General features: G+C 70.6%; 19 protein-coding genes. 8 read left to right on the plus strand and 11 right to left on the minus strand.

The window, feature by feature from the left end:
• The first annotated feature begins 161 nt into the window (after window positions 1-161).
• The 3 genes from JJL56_RS07960 (at window position 162) to JJL56_RS07970 (ending at window position 3,030) form a co-directional block, all read left to right on the plus strand.
• Window positions 162-560: a DUF2946 family protein gene (locus tag JJL56_RS07960; RefSeq protein ID WP_186452775.1), complete on the plus strand. Its 399-nt coding sequence runs from the start codon at window positions 162-164 to the stop codon at window positions 558-560.
• A gap of 295 nt (window positions 561-855) precedes the next feature.
• On the plus strand, window positions 856-1,383 hold the full coding sequence (locus tag JJL56_RS07965) for a YcnI family copper-binding membrane protein (RefSeq protein WP_145623081.1): 528 nt from the start codon (window positions 856-858) through the stop codon (window positions 1,381-1,383).
• A gap of 15 nt (window positions 1,384-1,398) precedes the next feature.
• Entirely contained in the window at window positions 1,399-3,030 is a 1,632-nt protein-coding gene (locus JJL56_RS07970; protein WP_200484844.1) for a copper resistance CopC/CopD family protein, read from the plus strand.
• Between the two features lie 6 nt (window positions 3,031-3,036).
• Here JJL56_RS07970 and JJL56_RS07975 read toward each other — a convergent pair whose 3' ends face one another.
• From JJL56_RS07975 to JJL56_RS08015, 9 genes are all read right to left on the minus strand, one after another.
• A complete protein-coding gene (locus JJL56_RS07975; protein WP_145623083.1) occupies window positions 3,037-4,098 on the minus strand; it encodes an ABC transporter ATP-binding protein in 1,062 nt (353 codons plus the stop codon).
• 241 nt (window positions 4,099-4,339) lie between these two features.
• The gene (locus JJL56_RS07980) at window positions 4,340-5,524 is read right to left on the minus strand and encodes an extracellular solute-binding protein (RefSeq protein ID WP_186452776.1); all 1,185 of its coding nucleotides are present in this window, start codon (window positions 5,522-5,524) and stop codon (window positions 4,340-4,342) included.
• A 193-nt stretch (window positions 5,525-5,717) separates the two neighbouring features.
• On the minus strand, window positions 5,718-7,247 hold the full coding sequence (dnaA, locus tag JJL56_RS07985) for a chromosomal replication initiator protein DnaA (RefSeq protein ID WP_200484846.1): 1,530 nt from the start codon (window positions 7,245-7,247) through the stop codon (window positions 5,718-5,720).
• 632 nt (window positions 7,248-7,879) lie between these two features.
• Window positions 7,880-8,140, minus strand: a complete 261-nt coding sequence (rpsT, locus tag JJL56_RS07990) for a 30S ribosomal protein S20 (RefSeq protein ID WP_014238814.1) — start codon at window positions 8,138-8,140, stop codon at window positions 7,880-7,882.
• 173 nt (window positions 8,141-8,313) lie between these two features.
• Complete coding sequence (locus tag JJL56_RS07995; RefSeq protein WP_145623085.1) at window positions 8,314-9,090, minus strand: enoyl-CoA hydratase; 777 nt, start codon at window positions 9,088-9,090, stop codon at window positions 8,314-8,316.
• An 80-nt stretch (window positions 9,091-9,170) separates the two neighbouring features.
• On the minus strand, window positions 9,171-9,632 hold the full coding sequence (locus JJL56_RS08000; protein ID WP_145623086.1) for a hypothetical protein: 462 nt from the start codon (window positions 9,630-9,632) through the stop codon (window positions 9,171-9,173).
• Window positions 9,633-9,646: 14 nt separating this feature from the next.
• Window positions 9,647-10,489, minus strand: coding sequence for a bifunctional DNA-formamidopyrimidine glycosylase/DNA-(apurinic or apyrimidinic site) lyase (mutM, locus tag JJL56_RS08005; RefSeq protein ID WP_145623087.1), 843 nt, complete (start codon window positions 10,487-10,489; stop codon window positions 9,647-9,649).
• 99 nt (window positions 10,490-10,588) lie between these two features.
• On the minus strand, window positions 10,589-12,607 hold the full coding sequence (locus tag JJL56_RS08010; RefSeq protein WP_200484848.1) for a tetratricopeptide repeat protein: 2,019 nt from the start codon (window positions 12,605-12,607) through the stop codon (window positions 10,589-10,591).
• A 60-nt stretch (window positions 12,608-12,667) separates the two neighbouring features.
• The gene (locus tag JJL56_RS08015; protein ID WP_200484850.1) at window positions 12,668-14,560 is read right to left on the minus strand and encodes a tetratricopeptide repeat protein; all 1,893 of its coding nucleotides are present in this window, start codon (window positions 14,558-14,560) and stop codon (window positions 12,668-12,670) included.
• A gap of 138 nt (window positions 14,561-14,698) precedes the next feature.
• Here JJL56_RS08015 and JJL56_RS08020 point away from each other — a divergent pair, with 138 nt between their 5' ends.
• The 3 genes from JJL56_RS08020 (at window position 14,699) to JJL56_RS08030 (ending at window position 17,920) form a co-directional block, all read left to right on the plus strand.
• On the plus strand, window positions 14,699-15,508 hold the full coding sequence (locus JJL56_RS08020; RefSeq protein ID WP_247889245.1) for a class I SAM-dependent methyltransferase: 810 nt from the start codon (window positions 14,699-14,701) through the stop codon (window positions 15,506-15,508).
• 4 nt (window positions 15,509-15,512) lie between these two features.
• The gene (gene ubiB, locus JJL56_RS08025; protein ID WP_247889246.1) at window positions 15,513-17,054 is read left to right on the plus strand and encodes a 2-polyprenylphenol 6-hydroxylase; all 1,542 of its coding nucleotides are present in this window, start codon (window positions 15,513-15,515) and stop codon (window positions 17,052-17,054) included.
• A gap of 119 nt (window positions 17,055-17,173) precedes the next feature.
• Window positions 17,174-17,920, plus strand: coding sequence for a cytidylate kinase-like family protein (locus JJL56_RS08030; protein WP_200484851.1), 747 nt, complete (start codon window positions 17,174-17,176; stop codon window positions 17,918-17,920).
• Here the strand turns inward: JJL56_RS08030 and JJL56_RS08035 are convergent.
• The gene (locus JJL56_RS08035; RefSeq protein ID WP_200484852.1) at window positions 17,875-19,683 is read right to left on the minus strand and encodes an extracellular solute-binding protein; all 1,809 of its coding nucleotides are present in this window, start codon (window positions 19,681-19,683) and stop codon (window positions 17,875-17,877) included. The genes JJL56_RS08030 and JJL56_RS08035 overlap by 46 nt on opposite strands.
• A 148-nt stretch (window positions 19,684-19,831) precedes the next feature.
• Here JJL56_RS08035 and ppa point away from each other — a divergent pair, with 148 nt between their 5' ends.
• Entirely contained in the window at window positions 19,832-20,389 is a 558-nt protein-coding gene (gene ppa, locus JJL56_RS08040) for an inorganic diphosphatase (RefSeq protein ID WP_200484854.1), read from the plus strand.
• Window positions 20,390-20,482: 93 nt separating this feature from the next.
• Here ppa and JJL56_RS08045 read toward each other — a convergent pair whose 3' ends face one another.
• Entirely contained in the window at window positions 20,483-21,424 is a 942-nt protein-coding gene (locus JJL56_RS08045) for an L-lactate dehydrogenase (protein WP_200484855.1), read from the minus strand.
• A 299-nt stretch (window positions 21,425-21,723) separates the two neighbouring features.
• Between JJL56_RS08045 and JJL56_RS08050 the strand changes: the two genes are divergently transcribed.
• Entirely contained in the window at window positions 21,724-24,408 is a 2,685-nt protein-coding gene (locus JJL56_RS08050) for a bifunctional acetate--CoA ligase family protein/GNAT family N-acetyltransferase (protein ID WP_145623095.1), read from the plus strand.
• Window positions 24,409-24,437: the final 29 nt, after the last annotated feature.

The following is a 24,437-nucleotide window of genomic DNA, read 5'->3' on the forward strand; positions in this document are numbered from 1 at the left end:
CCCCACCCGCCCAGGTTCTAGGATCGAAAGCCTCTCATGACCACGGGCCGGAGCGCAAGCGAGGCCATGCCCCGGCAAATAGCCACACGTTTATTGCCTTTTTTCGAGGCTTGGACTGTGCCCATAGTGGCGTCATGCGTGCATGGCGGACATCCGGCGTGATGAGGGAGGCAACAGCGTGGGTCGCCGCGCTGGTGCTGGTCTTCCACGCCCTGGTCATGGCCACCCACGTCCCGGCGCCGCTGGCCAAGGTGCTGGCGGAGTCGGCTCCGTTCGCCATGGCGGAGTCCATCTGCCATTCGGGTCCCGCGCCCGACGCCTCCGCCGCGCCGCACACCGACCATGGCCCCGCTCCCGACGGCACGCCGGGCCACGTCACCTATTGCCCGATCTGCCTGTCGCTGGGCGGCGGGTCCCTGTTGGGTCCGGTCCTGGCGCCGGCCCCGCTGCCGCCGGCCGGGATCGTGCTGGCCGCCGTTCCGCTGCCCGCCGACGACGAGGCCGGGGCCGGGCGAACCCCGCGCGCCTTCTCCGCAAGGGCGCCTCCGGTGGGTGTCTGAACCGAGTTCCCTCGCAGACACACACGCATCCACAGGCACGGACCTGCGGCTGAACGGCCTTTTTCCGACACGCGACCGCCTTTCTTCCCGTCTCTCCGTCGTCGCTGACGGTGCCCCCACCCTAACCCTCCCCCGCTTCACAGGGGAGGGGACGGACGCCGCGTCGCGGCCCTCTCCCTCCCCTGCGGAGCGGGGGAGGGCCGGGGTGGGGGCCGCTGCGGGAACGGAAACGCCGTCGGTCGGAACAGGGTCCTACGGCCACATCCGGCGCCTGTGCACACACCGGAGAGTTTCCATGATCCGCAACACCCGCGGCGCCCTGCTGGCCGCCGCCGTCCTCGCTTGCCTGCCCCTGTCCGCCGCCCTCGCCCACACCACGCTGGAGACCAAGCAGGCCCCCGCCGCCAGCACCTACAAGGGCGTGCTGCGCGTCGGCCATGGCTGCGGCGCCTCCCCCACCATCGCCCTGCGCGTGCAGATCCCGGAGGGGGTCATCGCGGTGAAGCCGATGCCCAAGCCCGGCTGGACCCTGACGACCAAGGAGGGCCAATACGCCAAGGCCTATGATTACTACGGCGAGTCGCTGAGCAAGGGCGTCACCGAGATCGCCTGGACCGGCGGCTCGCTGCCCGACGCCCATTACGACGAGTTCGTCTTCCGCGCCCGCCTGCCCGACGCCGCTCCCGGCACCGTGGTCTATTTCCCCGTGGTGCAGGAGTGCGAGACGGGCGTGCACCGCTGGATCGAGATCCCGGAACCGGGCAAGACCGACCACGACTACAAGGAGCCGGCCCCCGGCGTCACCCTGACTGCCAAGCCGTAAGGGAAGGGAAAACGCATGCGCCGGCTGGTCGTGGGGTGGATCGCCGCCCTGATGCTGCTGTCCCTGTCCGCACCGGCTCTGGCGCATGCCGTGCTGGTGGAGAGCGCCCCGGAGGACGGGGCACGGCTCGACGGCCCGCCCGCCGAGGCCGTTCTGCGCTTCAACGAGCCGGTGCGTCCGGTCTCGGTGAAGCTGATCGGCCCCGGCGGGGTGGAGCTTCCCCTGCCCGCCGCGTCCGCCGCCGGGGATGGGGCGCTGCGCGTCGCCCTGCCCGGCGGGCTGGCGGTGGGGACCCACATCCTCAGCTACCGCGTCAGCTCGGCGGACGGCCATCCGGTCGCCGGATCGCTCCTGTTCGGGATCGGTGCGGAACCGGAACGACCGGTGGAACTGGGGGGTGAGACGCCGCCGGCCACGCTGCTCGCCGCCGCCGCGCTGCGGGCGCTCCATTATGGAAGCCTGCTCGCCGCGGTCGGCGGCGGACTGTTCCTGGTGCTGGTGGCGGGGCGGTGGAGTCCGCTGAACCGCCGCCTGCGCCCCGGCCTGTGCCTTGGCGTCGGCGTCGCCGCCCTGGTGGCGGTGCTGAACGCCGGGCTGGCTGGCGCGGTGCTGGAAGGGGCGCCGCTGTCCGCCCTGGCCAGCGCCCCGCCCTGGATCGCCGGCCTGACCAGCACGGCGGGGCCGAGCGTCCTCCTGGCCCTGCTCAGCCTGATCGCCGCCGCGCTGGGGCTGGCGCTGGAAGACCGCGGGACGGCGGGCCGCGTCCTGCTCGTTGCCGGGGCGGTCGGGGCGGCGCTGGCGCTCGCCGCCACCGGCCACGCCGCGACCGCGGAGCCGCGCTGGCTCAGCGTGCCTCTGGTGGCTCTGCACGGTCTGGCGGTGGCCTTCTGGATCGGCGGCTTCTGGCCGCTGGCGGTGCTGCTGCGGACGGAGCCGCCGGCCGAGTCGCTGCGGCTGGTCCGGTGCTTCTCGGGCTGGGCGGTTCCGGCGGTGGCCGTCCTGCTGCTGGCCGGGGCGGGGCTGAGCGCGCTGCAGCTCGCCGACCCGCGCGCCATCCTGACCACCGCCTACGGCCGGATCTGGACGGCCAAGATCGTCTGCGCGCTGGCCCTGCTGGCGCTGGCCGCTTTCAATCGGTGGCGGCTGACCCCGCGGCTGGAGGTCATGGGCGGACAGGCGGCGGCCCGGCTGCGCGCCAGCGTCCACACGGAGATGGTGGTGGCGGCGCTGGTCGTGCTGTTCACCGCCGGGCTGGGCACCACGCCGCCGCCGCGCACCCAGGCCCTGCCGGTCTTCGCCGAGAAGCCGGCGGGCTTCAGCACCGCGGTCGTGGCGCGCGGGCGCACGGCCATCGTCACGGTGACCCCGGCGACGCCGGGACCGAACCGCATCGAGATGCGCCTGACGGGACCGGACGGCGCGCCGCTCGACGCGCTGGAGGTGTCGGCGGAGCTGGCCCTGCCCGCCGCCGGGATCGAGGGCATCACCAGCCCCCTGCGCAAGGTGGCGCCCGGCGTCTACGCGGCGGACGGCATGGTCCTGCCGGTGGCCGGGGCCTGGGCGGTGCGGCTCGACGCGCTGGTCAGCGACTTCGAGAAGGTGCCATTCCGCGCGGCGGTGCCCGTGGCGGTACCGGTCGGCCGCTGATTGCGGTCAGGCCGGGGCGTCCGGCAGCACCACGGCGTCCTCCGCCCGGAAGGCGATCCGGGCGGGCTCGCCGGGGGTCAGCGGCGGCTCGTCGCCCCGATGCGGGACCTGGATGGTGATTCCGCCCTCCAGGAAGGCGTTGATGAAGGCGCCCTCGAAATCCCGGTGGGTGACCCGTGCCTCCAGCGCGTTTTCCGCCCCCGCCCCCGCCGCCATGCGCTCCGGCCGGACGAACAGGGTGGCGCGGTCGCCGGGCGAGAGGCGGCGCGGGTTGCGCCCGACCAGCCGGCCATGGGGCGTGTCCAGAGCGGCCAGCCCGTCCGCCGACTCGGCGACGGTGCCGGAAAAGCGGTTGTTCTCCCCCACGAAGGAGGCGACGAAGGCGGTTTCCGGATGGTCGTAGATGGCCCGCCCGTCGCCCACCTGCTCCAGCACGCCCCTGGACATCACGCCGATCCGGTCGGACATGGTCAGCGCCTCGCCCTGGTCGTGGGTGATGTAGATGAAGGTCACGCCGGTCCGCTTCTGCAGGTCGCGCAGCTCGGCGCGCATGTGCTGGCGCAGCTTCAGGTCCAGCGCCGACAGCGGCTCGTCCAGCAGCAGGACGGCGGGCTCCACGGCCAGCGCGCGGGCGATGGCGATGCGCTGGCGCTGGCCGCCGGACAGCTCCGTCACCTTCTTCTGCGCGGCGTCCGGCAGGGCCACGAGGTCGAGCAGCTTGCGCACCCGCCTCTGGCGCTCCGCCGCGGGCACGCCGCGCACCTCCAGCCCGAAGCCGATGTTTTCCGCCACCGTCATCAGCGGGAAAAGGGCGAGGTTCTGGAAGATCAGCGCGGTCGGGCGCTTGTTCGGGCCGATGCCGCGCATGTCCCTGCCGCCGATGCGGATGGCGCCCTCCGTCGGCTCCATGAAGCCGGAGACCATGCGCAGGATGGTGGTCTTGCCGCAGCCCGACGGGCCGAGGAAGCTGAAGAACTCCCCCGCCCCGACCGTCAGCGACACGTCGCGGACGGCGGTGACGGAACCGAACCGCATGGTGACGGACTCGAGCTGGACGTCCTGACTCATAGGCACCTGATTTGATCGCTTGCCGCCACAACCCCAGCCCTCTCCCCTCTGGGGAGAAGGTGGCCCGGAGGGCCGGTGAGGGCGTTGCGCGTGGCGGTACGTCCGGCAAAAGAACATCCCCCTCACCCTAACCCTCTCCCCGCTTTCGGCGGACCAAAGGTCCGCCTGTCGCGTCAGCGCAAACTTCGTTTGCGCGAGAGCGGAGGGGAGAGGGGACACGGGGGACAGGAAAGGAGAATTGTCACGCCGCCAGGAAGCGGTCCTGGTACTCGTTGCGGATGGAGACGTACCAGGCCTCCTGGATCGGCCACCACCACAGCTTCTGCAGCGCGTCGCCCGGATAGGCGTCGGCGAAGAACTGCTTGTTCAGGTCGGACAGATGCGCCTCCGCCCCGACCGCCGTGCTGGAGATGCCGGAATGGTTGGTGTAGAGGGCGCCCGCCTCCGGCGTGTAGAACCAGTTGATCCAGGCGTAGGCCTGCTCCAGGTTCGCCGCCTTGGCCGGAATCGCGAAGCCCTCCATCCAGGCCAGCGCCCCTTCCTTCGGCGCCAGGAAGCGGATCGGCAGCCCCTCCTTGCGCAGGGCGACCGCGGACGAATCCCAGGTCTGGCCGATCACGCAGCCGTTGGTGCGGAAGGCGCCCTGGGCCTCGTTCTCGTTCGACCAGAACTGGCCGATGGCCTTCTTGTTGGCGGCGGCGACCTGAAGGATCGCGTCGAAGTTGGCCCGCGCCTTCGCCTCGTCCTTGAACTGCTCGCGGATCGGGTGGGGCAGCTTGCCCTGGCCTTCCAGCCACAGGCCGATGCCGATCAGGCCGGAATGGCCGCGCACCGTCACCTTGCCCGCATGCTCCGGCTTCCACAGGTCGCCGTAGCTGGCGGTGCCGTAGGTCAGCGGCGCCTTGGCCTGGTCATAGGCGATGGCCTCCGTCCCCCAGTCGGCGGGGGCGAAGAAGCGCTTGCCGCCGACCACGCCGCCCATGGCGGCGGAGCCTTCGACCGCCGACTTCAGGCAGCCGTCCCACTTGACCTTCGACTCGTCCAGCGGCTGGACCAGCTCGAACTCCACATAGTTCGGCACGCGGTCGACCGTGGGGTGGATGATGTCGAAGCCGGCGCCGCCCGTGGCCTTGAGCTGGTTCAGCAGCTCGTCGTTGGTGCCGTATTCGGTCAGGCTGGCCTTGATGCCGGTCTTCTTCTCGAAGTCGGCCAGCATGTCCGGGTTGATGTAGCCGGCCCAGGAGAAGATCTTGACGCTGCCCGACGCGGCGCGGCCCTCGCGCAGGATGAAGGGGCCGACGGCGGCGACGCCCGCGGCGGCGGCGGTCCCCTGGAGCAGCAGGCGGCGGGTGAAGCCTTTGGCGGCGCGCTGCGTCTCGGCGCTGCAGCGCTGTTCCAGGCTGGTGGTTTCCGGAACCTTGGTCATGGCACCTGCTCTCCCCTTTTCTTATTGGCCCGAAATCATGCCGGCCATGTCGATCGCTGGGCCGATCGCTGGGCCGGCCGCGGAGCCGGTCCAGCCGGACTCCGCCGCAGCGGCAACTGTGCCGCGATATCCGGGCGCCGTCCATGGCTCAAGCGGGAGTGGGCGCAAACTTCATCGACCTGTAACGGCCCGCTCAGCTCTCCAGCATGCGGCGGAGAAGCTCGACGTCCTCGGCGAAGGCGGGGTCGGTGGTGCGCAGCTCCTCCACCTTCTTCACCGCGTGCATCACGGTGGTGTGGTCGCGCCCGCCGAACTTGCGCCCGATCTCCGGCAGGGAGCGGGCGGTGAGCTGCTTGGCGAGGTACATGGCGACCTGCCGCGGGCGGGCCACGGCGCGGGCGCGGCGGGCCGAATGCATGTCGGCGACGCGGATGTTGAAATGCTCCGCCACCCGCTTCTGGATCTCGTCGATGGTGACGCGGCGGTCGTTGGCGCGCAGCAGGTCGTGCAGCACCTCCTGCGTCGATTCCAGCGAGATGGCCCGGCCGACCAGCTCGGCGTGCGCGACGATGCGGTTCAGCGCCCCTTCCAGCTCGCGCACGTTGGACGTGATCTTATGGGCGAGGAACTCCAGCACCTTCAGCGGGATGGCCGCGTTCAGCGCGTCCGCCTTGGCCTGGAGGATGCCCAGCCGCAGCTCGTAGGTGGTCGGGTGGATGTCCGCGACGAGGCCCCAGCCGAGGCGGGAGCGCAGCCGCTCCTCCATGCCTTCCAGGTCGGACGGGCTCTTGTCGGCGGAGATGATGACCTGACGGTTCTGGTCCACCAGCGCGTTGAAGGTGTGGAAGAACTCCTCCTGGGTGCTGTCCTTGCCGCTGATGAACTGCACGTCGTCGATCATCAGCACGTCCACCGAGCGGAACTGCTGCTTGAAGGCCATGGTGTCCTTGAAGCGCAACGCCCGGATGAACTGGTACATGAACTTTTCCGCCGACAGGTAGATCACCTTGCGGTTCGGATCGTTCCGCCGGATCTGCCAGGCGATGGCGTGCATCAGGTGGGTCTTGCCCAGCCCGACCCCGCCGTAGAGGAACAGCGGGTTGAAGGTGACCGAGGTGGCGTCGGCGACGCGCCGGGCGGCGGCATGGGCCAGCTCGTTCGGCTTGCCCACCACGAAATTCTCGAAGGTGAAGCGGGGGTCCAGCGGGGCGGAGATGTCGGTCCGGTCCTCCAGCACCGAGGCGACCGCCGTGGGCGACTCGTCCGACGCGAAGGAGGGCGGCCCCGCCGAATAGGAGGACCCGATGTAGGAGTTGGCGCCGTAGGAGGGGGATTGGCTGAGCGCCGCGGCCCGCGGGGCGGGCGCCGGGGGAACCGGGCCACCGCCGACGGTGCCGTCGGCCGCATCCGAATCGCGCGATGACCCGCTCGCGCCCTCGTCCGACGTCAGCATGGACGGGGCGTTGGCCGAGGCGACCACGACGTCGATGGACAGGACGTCCGGATTCTCGCCGGCCCACAGGTTGCGGATGCGGTCGGCGTAATGGGTCAGCACCCAGTCGCGCATGAAGCGGGTGGGCACGACGATGCGCACCTCCCCGCCGCGGATGCCGGCGAAGGAAAGCGGCTGCAGCCAGCTGCGGTAGGCGATCTCGCCCACCTCGTCCTTGAGGCGGCCCCGGATGCGGGCCCACTGCTGATCCAACGACGCGCCGACCGACATGCTTCCCCTACCCCGCTCCTTTCCCCCCGGACGGCCCCGCGCCGCAGGGGGCACCGTCCCGCTCGACTGAACACCGGACCCCTCAACTTAGGCCCCTTAACTTAGGCATCGCGCCTTCAAAACGTTCCTCTCCTGAAGACTCCAACGGTGGATGCCTCCCAACTGGGCGGCAATACTATCCCTTCGGCGAAGTTGGACTCCGCCTTTGCCACGTCGAGTTTTAAGAAAAGCATCGCTCCAGGAGCAACGGGTTGAGTCGAGCTTCTTGAGCGTCCCGCAGCGTTGCCCGCCGCTTTGAACGTCTCCGTCCTTTAGCAAACGGCGCGTGACATTAAAGGCAACATCAGTGCGCCATTCCCAACGGATCGAAAGTCTAATCAGCCGCCCTCGCCGTGGCAATAGGACAGAAAGCGAACGGTCCGGACTGCGGCAAAAATCACGCAACCCCTCCGAAACCGCCCCTGCCTTCACGAAAGACCAGGACCGCCGGGAGCGAATCGCCGCCCAGCAGCCGCGCTCCCTGCCCAACCGGAGTTCTGCCGGAGGACTCGGAAAGAACGGAGACTGTACTTATCAAAAACGCAAAAAGCCGCGCCCAGAACTGGTGCGCGGCTTTATAACGCCGAGTAAACTCAGAGAGCCTTGATGCGGGCCGACAGGCGCGACAGCTTGCGCGACACGGTGTTCTTGTGCAGAACGCCCTTGGAGGCTCCACGCATCATTTCCGGCTGCGCGGCCTTGAAAGCCTCAGCGGCTTCAGCCTTGTTGCCGGACGAGATCGCCGTCTCGACCTTCTTCACGAAGGTACGGATACGACTGACGCGGTTACGGTTGATCTCCGTACGACGCGCGGTTTGACGAATGCGCTTTTCAGCAGACTTATGATTGGCCATGAAAACCCTACTCCGGACGACACGCCTGTCCCAGTGCGAGGGGGCCTTATACGCTCCAGCCGAATGAGAGTCAAGGCACCGTCCAACACTGTTTTTCGGCAAAGGATAGATTACGAGATCTTGACGGATTTCTGGTCCTCCCCCGCTAGATACGGGGGAGGAGTCGGGGGATGTCAGCGATGCTTCCAATCCGGCTGACGCTTCTCGGCGAAGGCGGCCATGCCTTCCTTCTGGTCTTCGATGGCAAAAGTCGAGTGGAAGATTCGGCGCTCGACCCGGATGCCCTCGGACATGGTGGTCTCGTAGGCGGCGTTGACGGCGTCCTTGGCCATCATGACGACCGGGCGCGAGAGCTTGGCGATCTTCTCGGCGACCCGCACCGCCTCGTCCACCAGATCCGCCGCCGGCACGATGCGGCTGACGAGGCCGGCACGCTCGGCCTCGGCGGCGTCCATCAGGCGGCCGGTCAGGCACATCTCCATGGCCTTGGACTTGCCGACGAAGCGGGTCAGGCGCTGCGTGCCGCCGGCGCCGGGGATGGTGCCGATGGTGATCTCCGGCTGGCCGAACTTGGCGGTGTCGGCGGCCAGGATGAAGTCGGCCATCATCGCCAGCTCGCAGCCGCCGCCCAGCGCGTAGCCGGCGACCGCGGCGATGGTCGGCTTGCGGCACTTGGCCAGCCGCTCCCACTTGGCGGTGATGAAGTTGGCCTTGTAGACGTCCATGTAGGAGAAGTTCTGCATCTCCTTGATGTCGGCGCCGGCGGCGAAGGCCTTCTCCGAACCCGTGACCACGATGGCGCCGACGGAGTCGTCGGCCTCCAGCGCGTCCAGCGCCTGGCCCAGCTCGGTCACCAGCAGGTCGGACAGCGCGTTCAGCGCCTTGGGCCGGTTCAGCGTGACGAGCCCGACCGGTCCGCGGGTTTCGACGAGAATGGTTTCGTACGGCATGATGCAGCAGGCTCCCGTGGTTTGCCCCCTCGCTCCAAGGCGGGGGTGCTTCTGGTTTGCTCTTGGTCTCTTTTGGAGGATCAGCGCGGAATCAGCGAGAAGCGGACCACCGTGGCCGCCGCCTTCTGGACGGTGGCGCGGGCCGGCTCGACGAATTCCAGGCGCAGTTCCTCGCCCTCCCGCAGGAAACTGGCGCTTCCGCCCGCCCGTTGCGGGGCGCGGCTCCAGCCGAGCTGCGGCATGGTCTGGTTGTAGAAGGTCAGGACCGCGTTGCGGTCCATGGCGCCCGCCATGACGGACTGCGCGATGCGTCCGGCGGGCTTGTCGAAGACCAGCGGCGCCTCCTCGGCGGGGGCGAGGCCCGGCATGACCGGCACGTCCCCCATGCCTTCGACGTAGCGGGCGGAGTCGGCGCGGGCGGAGTCGGCCGCCCAGGCGGACGAGGTTGCGGGCAATGGAACCCCGGCCAGACCCGCAAGGGCGGGGCCGGCGAGGAGGAGGGCGGCGAGCGTCGCCCTCGCGGTGGCCGATGGAGCCGTCATACCCTCCACGTATATCAACGCTGGCGTTGCGGACAATAGAAAGTCGAACGGCCCGCCTGGACGATCCGGCGGACGCCCCCCGTCTTCGCCACGTCGCAGCTGCAGCCCGGACAGGGCGCGCCCTCGCGGTCGTAGACCGAGAACTGGTGCTGGAAATAGCCGAGTTCCCCCGACGCCTGCCGGTAGTCGCGCAAGGACGATCCCCCCGCGGCGATGGCCCGCTCCAGCACCGCGCGGATCGCCGTGGCCAGCCGCTCCGCCTTGGCGCCGGTCACCGTGGCGGCGATGCGCGTGGGGCTGAGGCGGGCGAGGAACAGCGCCTCCGACACGTAGATGTTGCCGAGCCCGGCGACCACGCTCTGGTCCAGCAGGGCGGCCTTGACGCTGGTCATCCGCCCGGCCAGCCGCGCGGCCAGCACCGGTCCGGAGAAGGCGTTGCCCAAAGGCTCCGGCCCCAGCGCGCGCAGCAGCGGGTGCTCGGCGAGCGTCTCCGCCATGGCGAGGTCCATCAGGCCGAAGCGGCGGGCGTCGTTGAAGGTCACCACCGTCCCGGCGTCGGTCTCCAGCACGACATGGTCGTGGGCGCCCCAGGCGGCGGGCCGTTCCGGTGTGATGATCATGCGGCCCGACATGCCGAGATGGGCGATCAGCACCGTCCCGTCGTCCAGATGGACCAGGATGTATTTGGCGCGGCGGCGCACCGACTCGACCCGGCGCCCGGTCAGCCGCTCGCAGAAGCCGGCCGGAAAGGGAACGCGCAGGTTGGCGCGGCGCTGGAGCACCTGGACGAGGGTCCGCCCCTCCAGATGCGGGGCGAGGCCACGGCAGACGGTTTCGACTTCGGGAAGCTCGGGCATGATGGCAAGGAGGATGGTGGGAAGCGCCGGTTGACGCAAGGGGCACCTGTTGACGCTCCTCAGGGAGCGGGCACCCGTGGCGGCGAATGGATGGCGCCCTCAGTCCTCCGAGCCGTCCACCAGGGTCCGCAAGGCGCGCGCCACCGCCTCCGCCGGGCCGGACCAGTCGCCGCTCCGGGTCTGGCGGAACAGCCGGGCGGTGGGATACCAGGGGCTGTCGTCGCGCCCCATCAACCAGCGCCAATCCGGTGAATGCGGAAGCACCACCCAGACCGGCACCCCCAGCGCCCCGGCCAGATGCGCCGGCCCGGTGCAGGAGGAGATCACGAGGTCGAGGTTGGCCATGATCGCCGCGGTGTCGGCGACATCGGCGATCTCCGGCCCGAGGTCGGTGAAGGAGGGCGGCAGGTCCACCCCCTCCAGATCCTCCCGCCCCGGCCCCTTCTGAAGCCCGAAGACGCGCACGCCCGGCACCTTCAGCACCGGCCGCAGCCCGGCCAGCCGGGGCGAGCGCTGCGCGTCGCCGTGAAAGGACGGGTTGCCCGCCCAGACCAGCCCGACCCGCAGCCCCGGCCCAGCCGCCAGCCGTTCGCTCCAGGCGGCGGCGCGCCGCGGATCGGGACGCAGATACGGCACGCGGGCGGGGATCGCCTCCAGGCTCGGGCAGAACAGGCCGGCGAGGCTCATCAGCGGAATCTGGACATCGGTGTCGGGCAAGCCGCTCACGCCCGGAAAGTCGGGAACCCGCGGGATCACCGTCACCCGCGCCGGATCGGTGTTGCGCTCCAGCAGCGGCAGGAGAGGGCCGTGCGCCTCCAGATGGACGCGCGCCGGAGCGGCTTGCAGCACATGATCCAGGAAGCGGATGAACTGGATGGTGTCGCCCAGCCCTTGCTCCGCATGGACCAGGATGGTCCGCCCCGCCAAATCGGTGCCGTCCCAGAGCGGCTGGCGGAAGGGGCGGCGCTGCCCGGCCAGGGCCTCGCTCCGCCAGCGCCACTCGTACTCCGCCCAGCCGGCGGCGTAATCGCCCAGCCGCAGCAGCAGATGGGCCAGATTCCAGTGGGCGACGGTCAGTTGCGGCGCCACCTGCAGGGCGCCGCGGAAGGCCTCCTCCGCGTCCCGCGGGCGGTCGAGATGCACCAGGGCGTCGCCGCGGACGACCTGGGCCTCGCCCAGATCCGGGGCCAGCCGCAACGCCCGGTCGGCCAGCCGCAGCGCCTGCGCGTCCTCCCCGATCTGGATGGTCAGCGCGCCGAGGTTGGACAGGGACGGCGCGTGCGCCGGATCGCAGGCCAGCGCCGCGCGGGCGGCGGTCATCGCCGCCGCCCGCCGCCCCTGGGCGGCCAGCGCCAGCCCCAACTTGGCGTGGGCCTCCGCCTCCTGCGGGGCCAGGGCGCGCGCCCGGCGGGCCAGCCGCTCCGCCGCCGCGTCGCGCCCGTCGAGCCGGCACAGCGACAGGTTCCACAGCGCCAGGGCCTCCGCCGGCCGGGCGGCCAGAAGCCCGCGGAACAGCCGGGCGGCCTCCTCCACCCGGCCATCGCGGTAAAGCGCTGCGGCGTGGGCGGAGAGGAGCGGCACGCCCACCGCCTCGGCCACCGGGCGGGTGAGCCGCGCCACCGCCAAGCCGAGCTCCCCCCGCTCCAGAAACGCCCGCCCCTCCCGCTCCACCGCCCGGTCGGCGAGGTAGCGCGCCTCCAGGCTGTCGGGCTGGAGCGCCAGCAGCCGTTCCAGCGTCAGCAGCGACTCGTCGTGCCTCCCGACGCCGCGGCAGGCCAGGGCGAGTTGGAACAGCGCCGCCGCATGGTCGGGCTGGAGCGCCAGCGTCCGCCGCAGGGCGGCCACCGCTCCTTCGCCGTCCTCCAGGATCAGCCGGACGCGGGCGAGGTCGTAGCGCAGGCCCGGATTGTCGGGAACCAGCCCGATCGCCCCCACGAACAGCGCCGCCGCCAGTTTCGGCCGGTCCGTCTGGCCATAGAGCACGCCCAGCAGATGCAGCGCGGTCGCCTGATGGGGATCGGCGTCGAGGATGCGGCCATAGAGGATCTCGGCCTCGGCCAGACGGCCGGACTCGTGATGGTCGAAGGCGATGGCCAGGGCTTCCGCGATTGTCGCCATGTTTCCGTGCCGGGCCGTAGGAGGGAGTGAAGGGGTGGGAGGACGCGAAGGGTAGCAGAGCTATGGGAAAAGCGCGCGCAGCCGGTCGGCCACCGCGTCCAGCGGCGTCCGCCAATCCCCCGCCGCCGGCTGACGGAACAGGCGGGCCGAGGGGTACCAGGGCGAGTCGTCCCGGCCGATCAGCCAGCGCCAGTCCGGGGCGTGGGACAGCAGCAGCCAGACCGGATGGCCCAGCGCGCCGGCCAGATGGGCGGTGGCGTTGTCGATGGTCACGACGAGGTCGGTGGCGGCGATCTGCGCGGCCAGCCCGTCCAGATCGTCCTTGCGGTCCAGCCCGGGCGGCAGCGCGATGGCGACGCCCTCCGCCACCAGCGCGGCGACCTCCCCCGCGCAGTCTCCGTATTGCAGGACGACCATGTCGACGCCCGCAGCATGCAGCGTGCGCGCCAGATCGGCCAGCGGCACGTTGCGCAGGCGCCCCCATTTCGGGTTGGTGGTGTGCCAGGCAATGCCGACCAGGGGACGCCGGCCCGTCCGCCGAACCGCCGGCATCCGCGCCGGGTCGGCGGCCAGGATGGCGCGGAGCCGGCGGAAATCCTCCTCGCCGCGCAGCAGAAGGCGCGGCAGGCTGCCGGACGGGATCTGCGCGGCGATGTCCGGGCCCGACAGGCGCGGGTCCGGCAGCGGGCCGCGCGGCACAACCTCCACCCCCGGCAGGGAGCGGGCGAACAGCGGCGCCAGCCGGGCGTCGCATTCCAGAAGGCAGCCCGCCAGGGCCTTCGTTGATGATTGCGTCTTATCTGTTGACGATTGCGTCAACAACGGGAACAGCGTGGCGAACATCACTTCGTCGCCGACTCCCTGCTCTCCCCAGACGAGCAGCCGCCCGCCGCCCAGCGGCTGGCCAGTCCACAGCGGCTGCGGGAAGCGCCCGACGGTGCGGCACCAGGGTTCGGCGGACCAGCGGTCTTCCCAGGCGTCCCAGCCCTCCGCGAAGCGCCCGAGCGCCAGCAGCGCCGCGGCCCGCGCCAGCCGCGCGTCGGCCAGGGCGGGATCGCGGGCGAGCGCCGCCTCCGCCTCGGCCAGCGCCGCCGCCGGATCGCCGCAGAGCATATGGGCGTCGGAAAGGTTGTTGCGGATGGCCGCCGAGTCCGGCCGGAACGCCGCCGCCCGCCGCAGGGCCTCCCGCGCGCCGCCCGGATCGCCCTGTCCCTTCAGAACGTTGGCCCGGTTGTTCCACAGCGCGGCGTCGGCGGGGTCCAGCGCCAGCCCGCGCTCGTAGGCATGGCGGGCGGCGGGCAGCGCGCCGCGGTCCTTCCGCCACGCGCCCAGCCGGTTCCACAGCGCCGCCCGTTCCGGGTCGAGCCGCAGGGCGCGGCGCAGGTCGGCCTCCGTGGCGTCGGGCCGCAGGGCCAGCGCCCCCAGCAGGGCGGCGTCGTCCGGCGCCAGAAGCGCGGCGATCCGCCGCTGCGCCAGCGCCTCGTCCGTCCGGCCCAGCGCGTCCAGCGCCTGGGCGCGGTTGATGCGCGGATCGGCCAGACCCGGCCGAAGGTCCACAGCGGCGCGCAGGGCCTGCTCCGCCGGGGCCGGATCGTCGGCGGCCAGCCGCCGCACCGCGAAATTGTTGAGAAGCGCCACGCGCTCCGGATCGAGGGCGGCGGCGCGGGCCAGCGCCTCCGCCGCCGCGCCGAAGCGGCCCAGCGCCTCCAGCAGGCTGGCGTGGTTGGCATGCAGGTCGGGCTGGCTTCCATCCTCGGCGATGGCCTGTTCGACGAGCGCGCAGCCCTCCTCCAGCCGCCCGCATTGGGCGAGGAGAAGGCCGCGCAGATGCAGGGCCGGCGGGTGGCCGGGAACGGCGTCGAGGATCTGCCCGTAGACCGAGTCGGCCTCGGCGAAGCGTCCCTCCCGCTGGAGGTCGAAGGCGATCAGCAGGGCTTCCTGCAGCGTGGCCATGGTCCCCCCTGTTCCGCCCGGAGGGCACGGTGGCGAAGGCGGGGCGCGGGGTCAAGCCCGCAAAAACCGCGCGCCGGGGGTGCGTCACGGCAACGCCCCGGCTGGCGCAAGCCCAGGTCGCGCGCTATGTTGCGCGCCATGACCGATCCGCGCACCCCCTCCGCCCCGTCCCAGCCCGCAGCTCCGGCCCCGGCCACCGGCGTGTCCGCCGGGGCCGAAGGGAACTGGTTCGGCTACCGCCCCGTCGACCCCGACGCCAAATCCGGGCTCGTCCGCGCCGTCTTCGACAGCGTGGCCGGTCGCTACGACCTGATGAACGACCTGATGTCGGGCGGCATCCACCGGCTGTGGAAGGACACGCTGATGGAGATGGTGGCGCCCAAGGCCGACATGACGCTGCTCGACGTGGCGGGCGGCACCGGCGACATCGCCTTCCGCTTCCTGGAACGCGGCGGCGGGCGGGCGGTGGTCTGCGACATCACCGAGTCGATGGTCCGCGTCGGGCGCGACCGTTCCTACGACCGCAACCTGCTGACCGGCGTGAACTGGACGGTCGGCGACGCGGAGAAGCTGCCCATCGCCTCCCGTTCGGTGGACGCCTATACCATTGCGTTCGGCCTTCGCAACGTCACGCGCATCGACGACGCGCTTTCCGAGGCGCGCCGCGTGTTGAAGCCCGGCGGAAAGTTCTTCTGCCTGGAGTTCAGCCACGTGGTCCTTCCGGTCCTGCGCGAGATCTACGACGTCTATTCCTTCCAGGTCCTGCCGCGGCTCGGCCGCATGGTGGCCGGGGACGAGGACAGCTACCGCTATCTGGCGGAGAGCATCCGCCGCTTCCCCGAGCAGCAGGCCATGGTCAAGCGCATCGAGGCCGCGGGATTCGGCGCGGTGCGCGTGCGCAACCTGACGGGCGGCATCGCCGCCATCCATTCCGGCTGGCGGATCTGACCGGATGCTGTTCCGGACCGCCCGAAACATCGGCCGCCTCTTCGTGATCGGCCGCACGCTGGCGCGCTACAACGCGCTGCCGGAAACGCTGCCGCAGACCGCCCCCGGCTTCGCGCTGTTCTGGCGCTGGGTCGGCAACGCGAAGGAGCCCGGCCGCGTCGGCCAGCGGCTGGCCCGCGCACTGGCCGATCTGGGGCCGACCTACATCAAGCTGGGGCAGCTGCTCTCCACCCGCTCCGACCTCGTCGGCGAGCGGATGGCGCTGGATCTGGCCGAGCTTCAGGACAAGCTGCCGCCCTTCCCCGGCGCCCAGGCCCGCGCCATCGTCGAGGAGGAACTGGGCGCCCCCATCGGGACGCTGTTCCGCAGCTTCGACGAGGTGCCGGTCGCCGCCGCCTCCATCGCGCAGGTGCATTTCGCCGTCACCGCCGAGGGGCGGGAGGTCGCGGTGAAGGTGCTGCGGCCGGGCATCGAGAACGCCTTCGAGCGGGACATCGACCTGTTCTATTGGCTGGCCGAGCTGGCCGTCGTGGTCATGCCCAAGCTGAAGCGGCTGCGCCCGCGCGAGGTGGTGGACACCTTCGCCCGCACCTCCCGCCTGGAGATGGAGCTGCGGATGGAAGCCGCGGCGGCGTCGGAGCTGGGCGACAATTTCAAGGACGACCCCACCTTCAACGTGCCGGCCATCGACTGGGACCGCACGGCGCGCCGCGTCCTGACGCTGGAGCGCATCCGCGGCTTCAAGGTGGACGAGTCGGAAAGGCTCGACGCCGCCGGCTTCGACCGCGACGAGATCCTGGCGAAGGCGTCGGCCAGCTTCTTCAACCAAGTGTTCCGCGACGGCTTCTTCCACGCCGACCTGCATCCCGGCAACCTGTTCGTCACCCATGACGGCAACATCACCGCCGTCGATTTCGGCATCATGGGCCGGCTGGACCGGGCGACGCGGACCTACCTCGCCGACATGCTGATCGGCTTCCTGACCGGCGACTACCGCCGCGTCGCGGTGGTGCATTTCGAGGCGGGCTACGTCCCCCGCCACCAGTCGATCGAGGTCTTCACCCAGGCCTGCCGCGCCATCGGCGAGCCGTTGCAGAACAAGCCGCTGAGCGAGATCTCCGTCGGCCGGCTGCTCGCCCAGCTCTTCGCGGTGACCGAGCAGTTCGAGATGGAAACCCAGCCGCAGCTCCTCCTGCTCCAGAAGAGCATGCTCACGGCAGAGGGGGTGGGCCGCTTCCTGAACCCCGACATCAACATGTGGGAGCTGGCGCGCCCGCTGATCGAGGACTGGATGCGCGAGAATCGCGGGCCGGAGGCCCAGATCCTCGACGATCTGGAGGCCGTGGTATCGACGGTGCGCCGCCTGCCCCGGCTGGTGAACCAGGCCGAACGCGCCGCCGCCGAGCTGGCCGACGGTGGCCTGCGCCTGCATCCCCATTCGATCAAGCACATGCTCGACCGCTGGGTGGAGCGCCGGATCAGCGAGCGCATCGCGCTGTGGATCATCGTCGTCCTGCTGACGGTGATCGCGGTGAAGGTGCTGTAAATCCATTTTGACTGAGCGCGGAAGGGGTGCGGCGGCGTGCCCCTCCTCCTTGGGCGTTGTTGACCCCGCCGGTGCCCGGCGGGACACTGGTATCGTCGCAACCGCCTGCGGAGGAAGCCATGGCCCGCGACGAATTCCAGGCGCTTCTGACCTACATCCGAACCGACCAGCTTCAACCGCACCGGCCCCGCTCCGGTCCGTTCGAGTCCCCGCCGCCCGTCGTCACCATCGCCCGCGAGCACGGCACCGGCGGCGAGGCGATCGCGGCGAAGCTCGCCGAGTCGCTGGGGGTGCCCTGCTTCGACAAGGAAATCCTCGACGCCGTGGTGGCCACGGCCACCTCCGACCCGACGCTGATGCGCCAGCTCGACGAGAAGCTGCCGGGGCGGGCGGGGATGTTCCTCTACGCCAGCCTGATGGGGCTGCACGACCCGCTGACCGAGTACCAGCGGCTGCTGACCCGCGTGGTCAACGGCATCGCCTTCCGCGGCGGGGTGATCGTCGGACGCGGGGCGCATCTGCTGCTGCGCGGGGCACCGCGCTTCCGCGTCCGCGTCGTCGGCTCGGACGCGGTCTGCGCCGCGCGGCTGGCCGGCGGCGATCCCGCCAAGGTCGCCGACGCGCTGCACGAGGTGCAGCGGGTCAACGCCGCCCGCGCCAAGTATTTCAAGGAGTTCTTCAAGGTCTCCAACAGCGATCCGCTGCAGTACGACCTGATCGTCAACACCGACCGCTTCACCGATCTGGACGCCGTGGTCGCGGTGATCCTGCATGCCTACCGGGTCCATGACGGCCAGATCCATGATGGGCACGCGGAGACTCAGCCGCCGTCCCCGATCCACCAGGACTCGACCAGCGGGCCGTAGAGGGGCGTCGCCTCCGGGTGTTTCAGTCGCAACCAGCGGGCCATGCGGTCGGCCGGGCTGTGGAACAGCGGCACCATGTAATGGCCCCACAGCAGCACCCGGTCGAGCGCGCGGACGCGGGCCACGAGGTCGGTGCGCGTCCGCGCCTCGGCGATGGAGGCGGCGATGGCGTCCACCGCCGGGTCGCGGATGCCGGGGTAGTTGCGGCTGCCCGGCTGGTCCGCCGCCTCGGACCCGTAATAGTAAAGCTGCTCGTTGCCCGGCGAGAGGCTGGAGATCCACCAGCGCAGGGTCATGTCGAAATCGAAATGATCCAGGCGCGCTTGGTACTGCGCGTTGTCCACCGTGCGCACCGTGGCGGCGATGCCCAGCCGCTCCAGCGAGCGGGCGTATTCCAGGGCCACCCGCTCGTCCGCCGGGTTGCCCAGCAGGATTTCGAAGGCGAAGGGACGCCCCGCCCCGTCGGTCAGCCGCCCGCCGCTCACCCGCCAGCCGGCCTCCGCCAGCAGGCGCAGCGCCTCGCGCAGGTTGCCCCGCGCGCCCGCCGGGCCGCTGCCGTCGGTGCGCGGCAGGGTGAAGGGTTCGGTGAACAGTTCCGGCGGCAGGCGGTCGCGGAAGGGCTCCAGCACCGCCCGTTCCTCCAGTCCCGGCAGCCCCTCCGCCGCCAGTTCGGAATTCGGGTAATAGCTCGCCGTGCGGACCAGTGCGCCATGGAAGAGGGTCTTGCCGATCCAGGCGAAATCGGTGGCGAGACCCAGCGCCCGCCGCACCCGGATGTCCTGGAACGGTGGGCGCCGGGTGTTGAAGATCAGGCCGCGGGCGAACTCCGGACGGCGGTGCGGCAACTCCTCCAGCACGATCCGCCCCGCGCGGAGCGCCGGGCCGTCGTAGCCGGTGGCCCATTTGGCGGGGTCGGATTCGCGCCGCACGTCGCCCTGCCCGGCCAGGAACGCCTCCAGCGCCACCGAGTCGTCGCGGTAATAGGTGAAATCCAGCGTGTCGGCGTTGAACAGCCCGCGCCGCGATGGCAGGTCCCGCCCCCAGTAGTCGGCCATCCGCTCGTAGACGATGCGCCGCCCGGCCTCCGCCTGTTTGACCCGGTAGGGGCCGCTGCCCAGCGGCGGGTCGAGCGTTGTGGCGGCGAAGTCCCGCCCCGCCCACCACGCCTTGGCGTGGATCGGCATCAACCCCATCAGCAGCGGCATCTCACGGTCGAAACGCCCGTCCGGGCCAGGAACGAAGGCGAAGCGGACGGTGCGCTCGTCCGGCGCCTCGGCGCTCGCCACCTTGGCGTAGAACTGGCGGCGGTTCGGCGTGCCATGGGCGCGCTGGACCTCCAGCGAGAACAGCACGTCGGCGGCGGTCACCGGCGTCCCGTCGTGCCAGCGCGCGGCGGGGTTGAGATGGAAGACGGCGCCACCGCGGTCCTCCGGCACCTCCAGGCTCTCGGCCAGCAGACCATAGAGCGAGAAGGGCTCGTCCCACGAGCGGGCAAGCATCGTTTCGAAGACGAAACCAAGCCCCAGGGCGGGCACGCCCTTGACCACATGGGGGTTCAGCGTGTCGAAGCCGCCGGTCACCGCCTGGCGCAGCGTGCCGCCCTTCGGCGCGTCGGGATCGACGTAGGCGAAATGCGCGAAATCCGGCGGATAGGCGGGGTCGCCATGCATAGCGATGGCGTGGACAGCCTTCGCGGGGGATTCGGCCCGCGCCGCAAGGGGAAAAAAGGCGAGGCAGAGCAGCGCAAGAAGGATGTGGGGCATGGCGAAGGCTCGTCCCTTTGCCGCACCTGCGCAAGTGGCTTTGACTTATGCCCGCATCTGCCTAAACTCCGCGCGCGCGGCGCCGGGAGCTTTGGCCCGCGTCCACAACCAAGCGCAACCCGCTTTTGCAGTCGAAGGATGGTTTTCCATGGATCTCAGCAAGGTTCCGGTCGGCAAGAACGCCCCGTGGGACGTGAACGTGGTCATCGAGATCCCGTTGCGCGGCGAGCCGGTGAAGTACGAGATCGACAAGGAGTCGGGCGCGATGTTCGTCGACCGTTTCCTGCACACCGCCATGTACTACCCCTGCAACTACGGCTTCATCCCGCACACCCTGTCGGGTGACGGCGACCCGGTGGACGTCTGCGTGGTCGGCCGCCATTCGGTCATTCCGGGCGCCGTGCTGCGCTCGCGCCCGATCGGCGTGCTGTTCATGGAGGACGAGGGCGGCGAGGACGAGAAGCTGCTGGCCGTTCCGGTCGACAAGCTGCACCCGTTCTACAGCAACGTGAAGTCCTACAAGGACCTGCCGGAGATCACCACCGAGCAGATCGCCCACTTCTTCCAGCACTACAAGGATCTGGAAAAGAACAAGTGGGTGAAGATCCTGCGCTGGGGCGACGAGCAGGAAGCCGCCAAGAAGATCCAGGAAGGCATGGAGCGCGCCGCCGCCGCCACCAAGGGCCAGCCCGGCCCGGTGGTCTGACGCGCCTCTCGACTGGACGGGTTGCAAGGGCCGGCTCCGCACTGCGGGGCCGGTCCTGCAACGCGAACCGGCCCCGCTTTCCTCCTCACCCCATCACGGCAGCGACTTCTCCACCGAGGTCACCGCCTCCTTCAGGATTTCCGCGCTGCGCTTCAGCGCCGCCGCCTCCTCCTCCGACAGGTCGGGCATCACCGTCTCCAGGACGCCGCCCGCCCCGATCACCCGCGGCAGCGACAGCGCCACGTCCGGCACGCCCAGCACCTCGTCGTTGAGGATGGAGCAGGTCAGCACCGCCCGCTCGTCCCCGGCGATGGCCGCGACGATGCGCGACAGGCCGCCGGCGATGCCGAAGGCGGTGTGGCCCTTGCCGTCGATGATGCGGTAGGCGGCCCGGCGCACGCCCTCGTCGATGGCCGCGCGGTCCTCCGCGGTCAGGGGACGCTTCAGCCGCTCGGCGCCGCGGTCCACCGGCAGGCAGGCCACGGTGGCGCCGGACCACAGCAGGACTTCCGAATCGCCATGCTCGCCCACCACATGGGCGTGCACCGACTTCGCCGTCACCCCCAGCCGGTCAGCCAGAAGCGCGCGGAACCGCGCGGTGTCGAGAATCGTGCCGGAGCCGATCACCCGCGACGGCGGCAGGCCGGAGATGCGGGTGGCGATCTGCGTCATCACATCCAGCGGGTTGGTCGCCACCAGCAGGATCGCTTCGGGCGCCGCCGCCAGGACCGCCGGGATGATGGCGCCGAAGACCGCCGCGTTGCGCTCCAGCAGTTGCAGGCGCGTCTCGCCGGGGCGCTGCGCCACGCCGGCGGCCAGCACCACCACGCCGGCCCCGGCCAGCGCCGCGTAGCCGCCGTGGCGCACCTGGGCGGCGCGGGCGAAGGGCACGGCGTGGGCGATGTCCTGCGCCTGGGCCGCGGCCAGCTTCTCGTTCATGTCGACCAGCACGACCTCGCTGGCCGAACCGCTCATCACCATGGCGAATCCCGCCGTGGCGCCCACCGCGCCGGCCCCGACGATCCCGACCTTCATGGCTCCCGCTCCCTGTTTTTTCCGTTGAGGGTCAACAGGGTGGAGCAACGCGCCCGCCCGCTCAAGCCCCGATGCGCGGCAGGGCTATCCGGTACGGAAGGGGGGCGCGACAAAGGGCGCCTGTACAAAGGTATGACCAATGTGTATGTTGCACTGCAACATGAGCGGCGATCGGTCGCGTTCCCGTCCCGCGATTGCCTCCTTACTCCAGATTGCAAGTCGACAGCCCCGGTCCGATCTTTAGCGGAATGGCGGCTGTTCGAGCCTTGCTGTGTGAGACGAACCTCCGGAACCCGGCCATGACCGTTCGCAACCTCGACCGCCTGTTCAAGCCCGCCTCCATCGCCCTGATCGGGGCGACCCGAAAGCCGAACACCATCGGCGCCGTGGTGGCCCGCAACCTGTTCAACGCCGGGTTCGACGGCCCGATCATGCCGGTGACCGGCGAGCGCGCGGTCGAGGGGGTGCTGACCTACAAGTCGGTGGACGATCTGCCGGTCACGCCGGATCTGGCGGTGATCTGCACCCCGGCCGCCACCGTGACGGCCACCGTCGACGCGCTGGGCAAGCGCGGAACCAAGGCGGCCATCGTCATCTCCAGCGGCTTCTCCAAGGAGCAGACCCAGACCCTGCGCGAGGCGGCGAAGCCCCACCTGATGCGCGTGCTGGGTCCCAACAGCCTGGGCATCATGGTGCCGGGCCGCGGTTTGAACGCCAGCTTCGGCCATGTCACCCCGAAGAAGGGCGACGTGGCGCTGGTGGCGCAGTCCTCCATGGTGGTGACCTCGATCGCCGACTGGGCGACGGCGCGGGGGATCGGCTTCTCGCACCTGATCTCGATGGGCGACAAGGCGGACGTCGATTTCGGCGACCTGCTGGACTATCTGGCCGGCGACGCCAACGTGCGCGCCATCCTGCTCTACATCGAGAGCATCAGCGACGCGCGGAAGTTCATGTCGGCGGCGCGCTCCGCCGCCCGCCAGAAGCCGGTGATCGTCATCAAGTCCGGCCGCACCGACGAGGCGCTGGAGGCCTCCACCTCCCACACCGGGGCGCTGGCGGTGTCCGACGCCGTCTATGACGCCGCCTTCCGCCGCGCCGGCATCCTGCGCGTCAGCGGCCTGGACGAGCTGTTCGACGCGGTGGGCACGCTGGGCACCGGGTCGCCGATCACCGGCGACCGGCTGGCCATCCTGACCAACGGCGGCGGCATGGGCGTGATGGCGACCGACAGCCTGATCCTGTCCGGCGGGCGGCTGGCCCAGTTCGCGCCGGAAACGATGGACGCGCTGGAGAAGGCGCTGGGCGCCGGCAGCGCCCGCAACCCGCTGCGCATCGGCGGCGACGCCCCGCCCAAGCGCTACGCCGACGCGCTGAACGCGCTGATGGCCGACCCCAACAACGACGCCGTGCTGGTGCTGAACTGCCCGACCGCGGTGACCGACGGGCTGGCCGCCGCGCAGGCGGTGGTCGACACCATGATCGCCAACAAGACGCGCAAGCACCCGGTGCTGACGAGCTGGCTGGGCGACAACACGGCGGCGGAGGCGCGCAAGCTGTTCGCCGCCAACCGCGTCCCCACCTACGACACGCCGAGCCACGCGGTGCGCGCCTTCCTGCATCTGGTGGAATACCGCCGGAACCAGGAGCTGCTGATGGAGACCCCGCCGTCGGTGCCGGAGGATTTCCAGCCCGACGGCATCACGGTGCGCAAGATCATCTCCCGCGCCATCGCGGAGAAGCGCGACTGGCTGAGCGAGTATGAGGCCAAGCGCGTGCTCGCCGCCTACGGCGTCCCGGTGGTGGACACCCGCCGCGCCGACACGCCGGAGGAGGCCGCCCACTGCGCCGAGATGATTGGCGGGCCGCTGGCGCTGAAGATCCTGTCGCCGGACATCACCCACAAGTCAGACGTCGGCGGCGTCGCCCTGCACCTGACCGAGCCGGCGGAGGTCAAGGCCGAGGCCGAAGCGATGCTGGCCCGCGTGCGCGAGGCGGTGCCCGACGCCCGCATCGAGGGCTTCACCGTCCAGGAGATGGCGGTGCGCGCCGACGCCTACGAACTGATCGTCGGCATGACGGAGAACGAGCTGTTCGGCCCCGTCCTGCTGTTCGGCGAGGGCGGCATCGGGGTGGAGGTGGTGGAGGACTATGCGCTGGCATTGCCGCCGCTGAACATGAAGCTGGCGACCGAACTGATGGGCCGCACCCGCATCTGGCGCCAGTTGCAGGGCTACCGCTCGCGCGCCGCGGTCGATCTGGAGGCGGTGGCGCTGACGCTGAACAAGATCTCGCAGCTCATCGTCGATTTCCCGGAGGTCGTCGAGCTGGACGTCAACCCGCTGCTCGCCGACTCGGAAGGCGTGCTGGCGCTGGACGCCCGCATCAAGGTCGGCGTGCCGGCCCTGCCCGGCGCGAAGCGTCTGGCCATCCGCCCCTACCCCAAGGGGCTGGAGGACCGGATCACCATCAAGGATGGCCGCCAGTTCGTCGTCCGCCCGATCCTGCCGGAGGACGAGCCGCTGGTGCACCACATGGTGGCCAACCAGACGCAGGAGGACTTGCGCCTGCGCTTCTTCGCGCCGCTGAAGCGTCTGTCGCACCAGGCCGCCGCCCGCCTGACCCAGATGGACTACGACCGCGAGATGGGGCTGGTCGCCGTCGGGCCGGACCCGGAGACGGGCGAGACCATCATGTACGGCGTGGTGCGCATCACCGCCGACCCCGACAATCTGCGCGCCGAATACGCCGTGATGGTGCGGTCGGACATGAAGGGCCAGGGGCTGGGCTACCAGCTGATGAACAAGATCCTGGACTACGCCCGCTCCCGCGGGATCAAGGAGGTCTACGGCGAGGTTCTGCGCGAGAACACCAACATGCTGGGCATGTGCCGCGCGCTGGGCTTCATCCGCAAGGAGAACCTGGACGAACCCGGCGTGGTCGAGGTCCGCATCGAGCTGGGCGGCGGGCTGGCCGCGAAATAGCCGCGGCGAGCCCTTGGACGGCGGGAAGG

Origin of the sequence: Azospirillum aestuarii (assembly GCF_016632405.1) — a bacterium.
In the GTDB taxonomy this organism is placed as follows: domain Bacteria; phylum Pseudomonadota; class Alphaproteobacteria; order Azospirillales; family Azospirillaceae; genus Azospirillum; species Azospirillum aestuarii.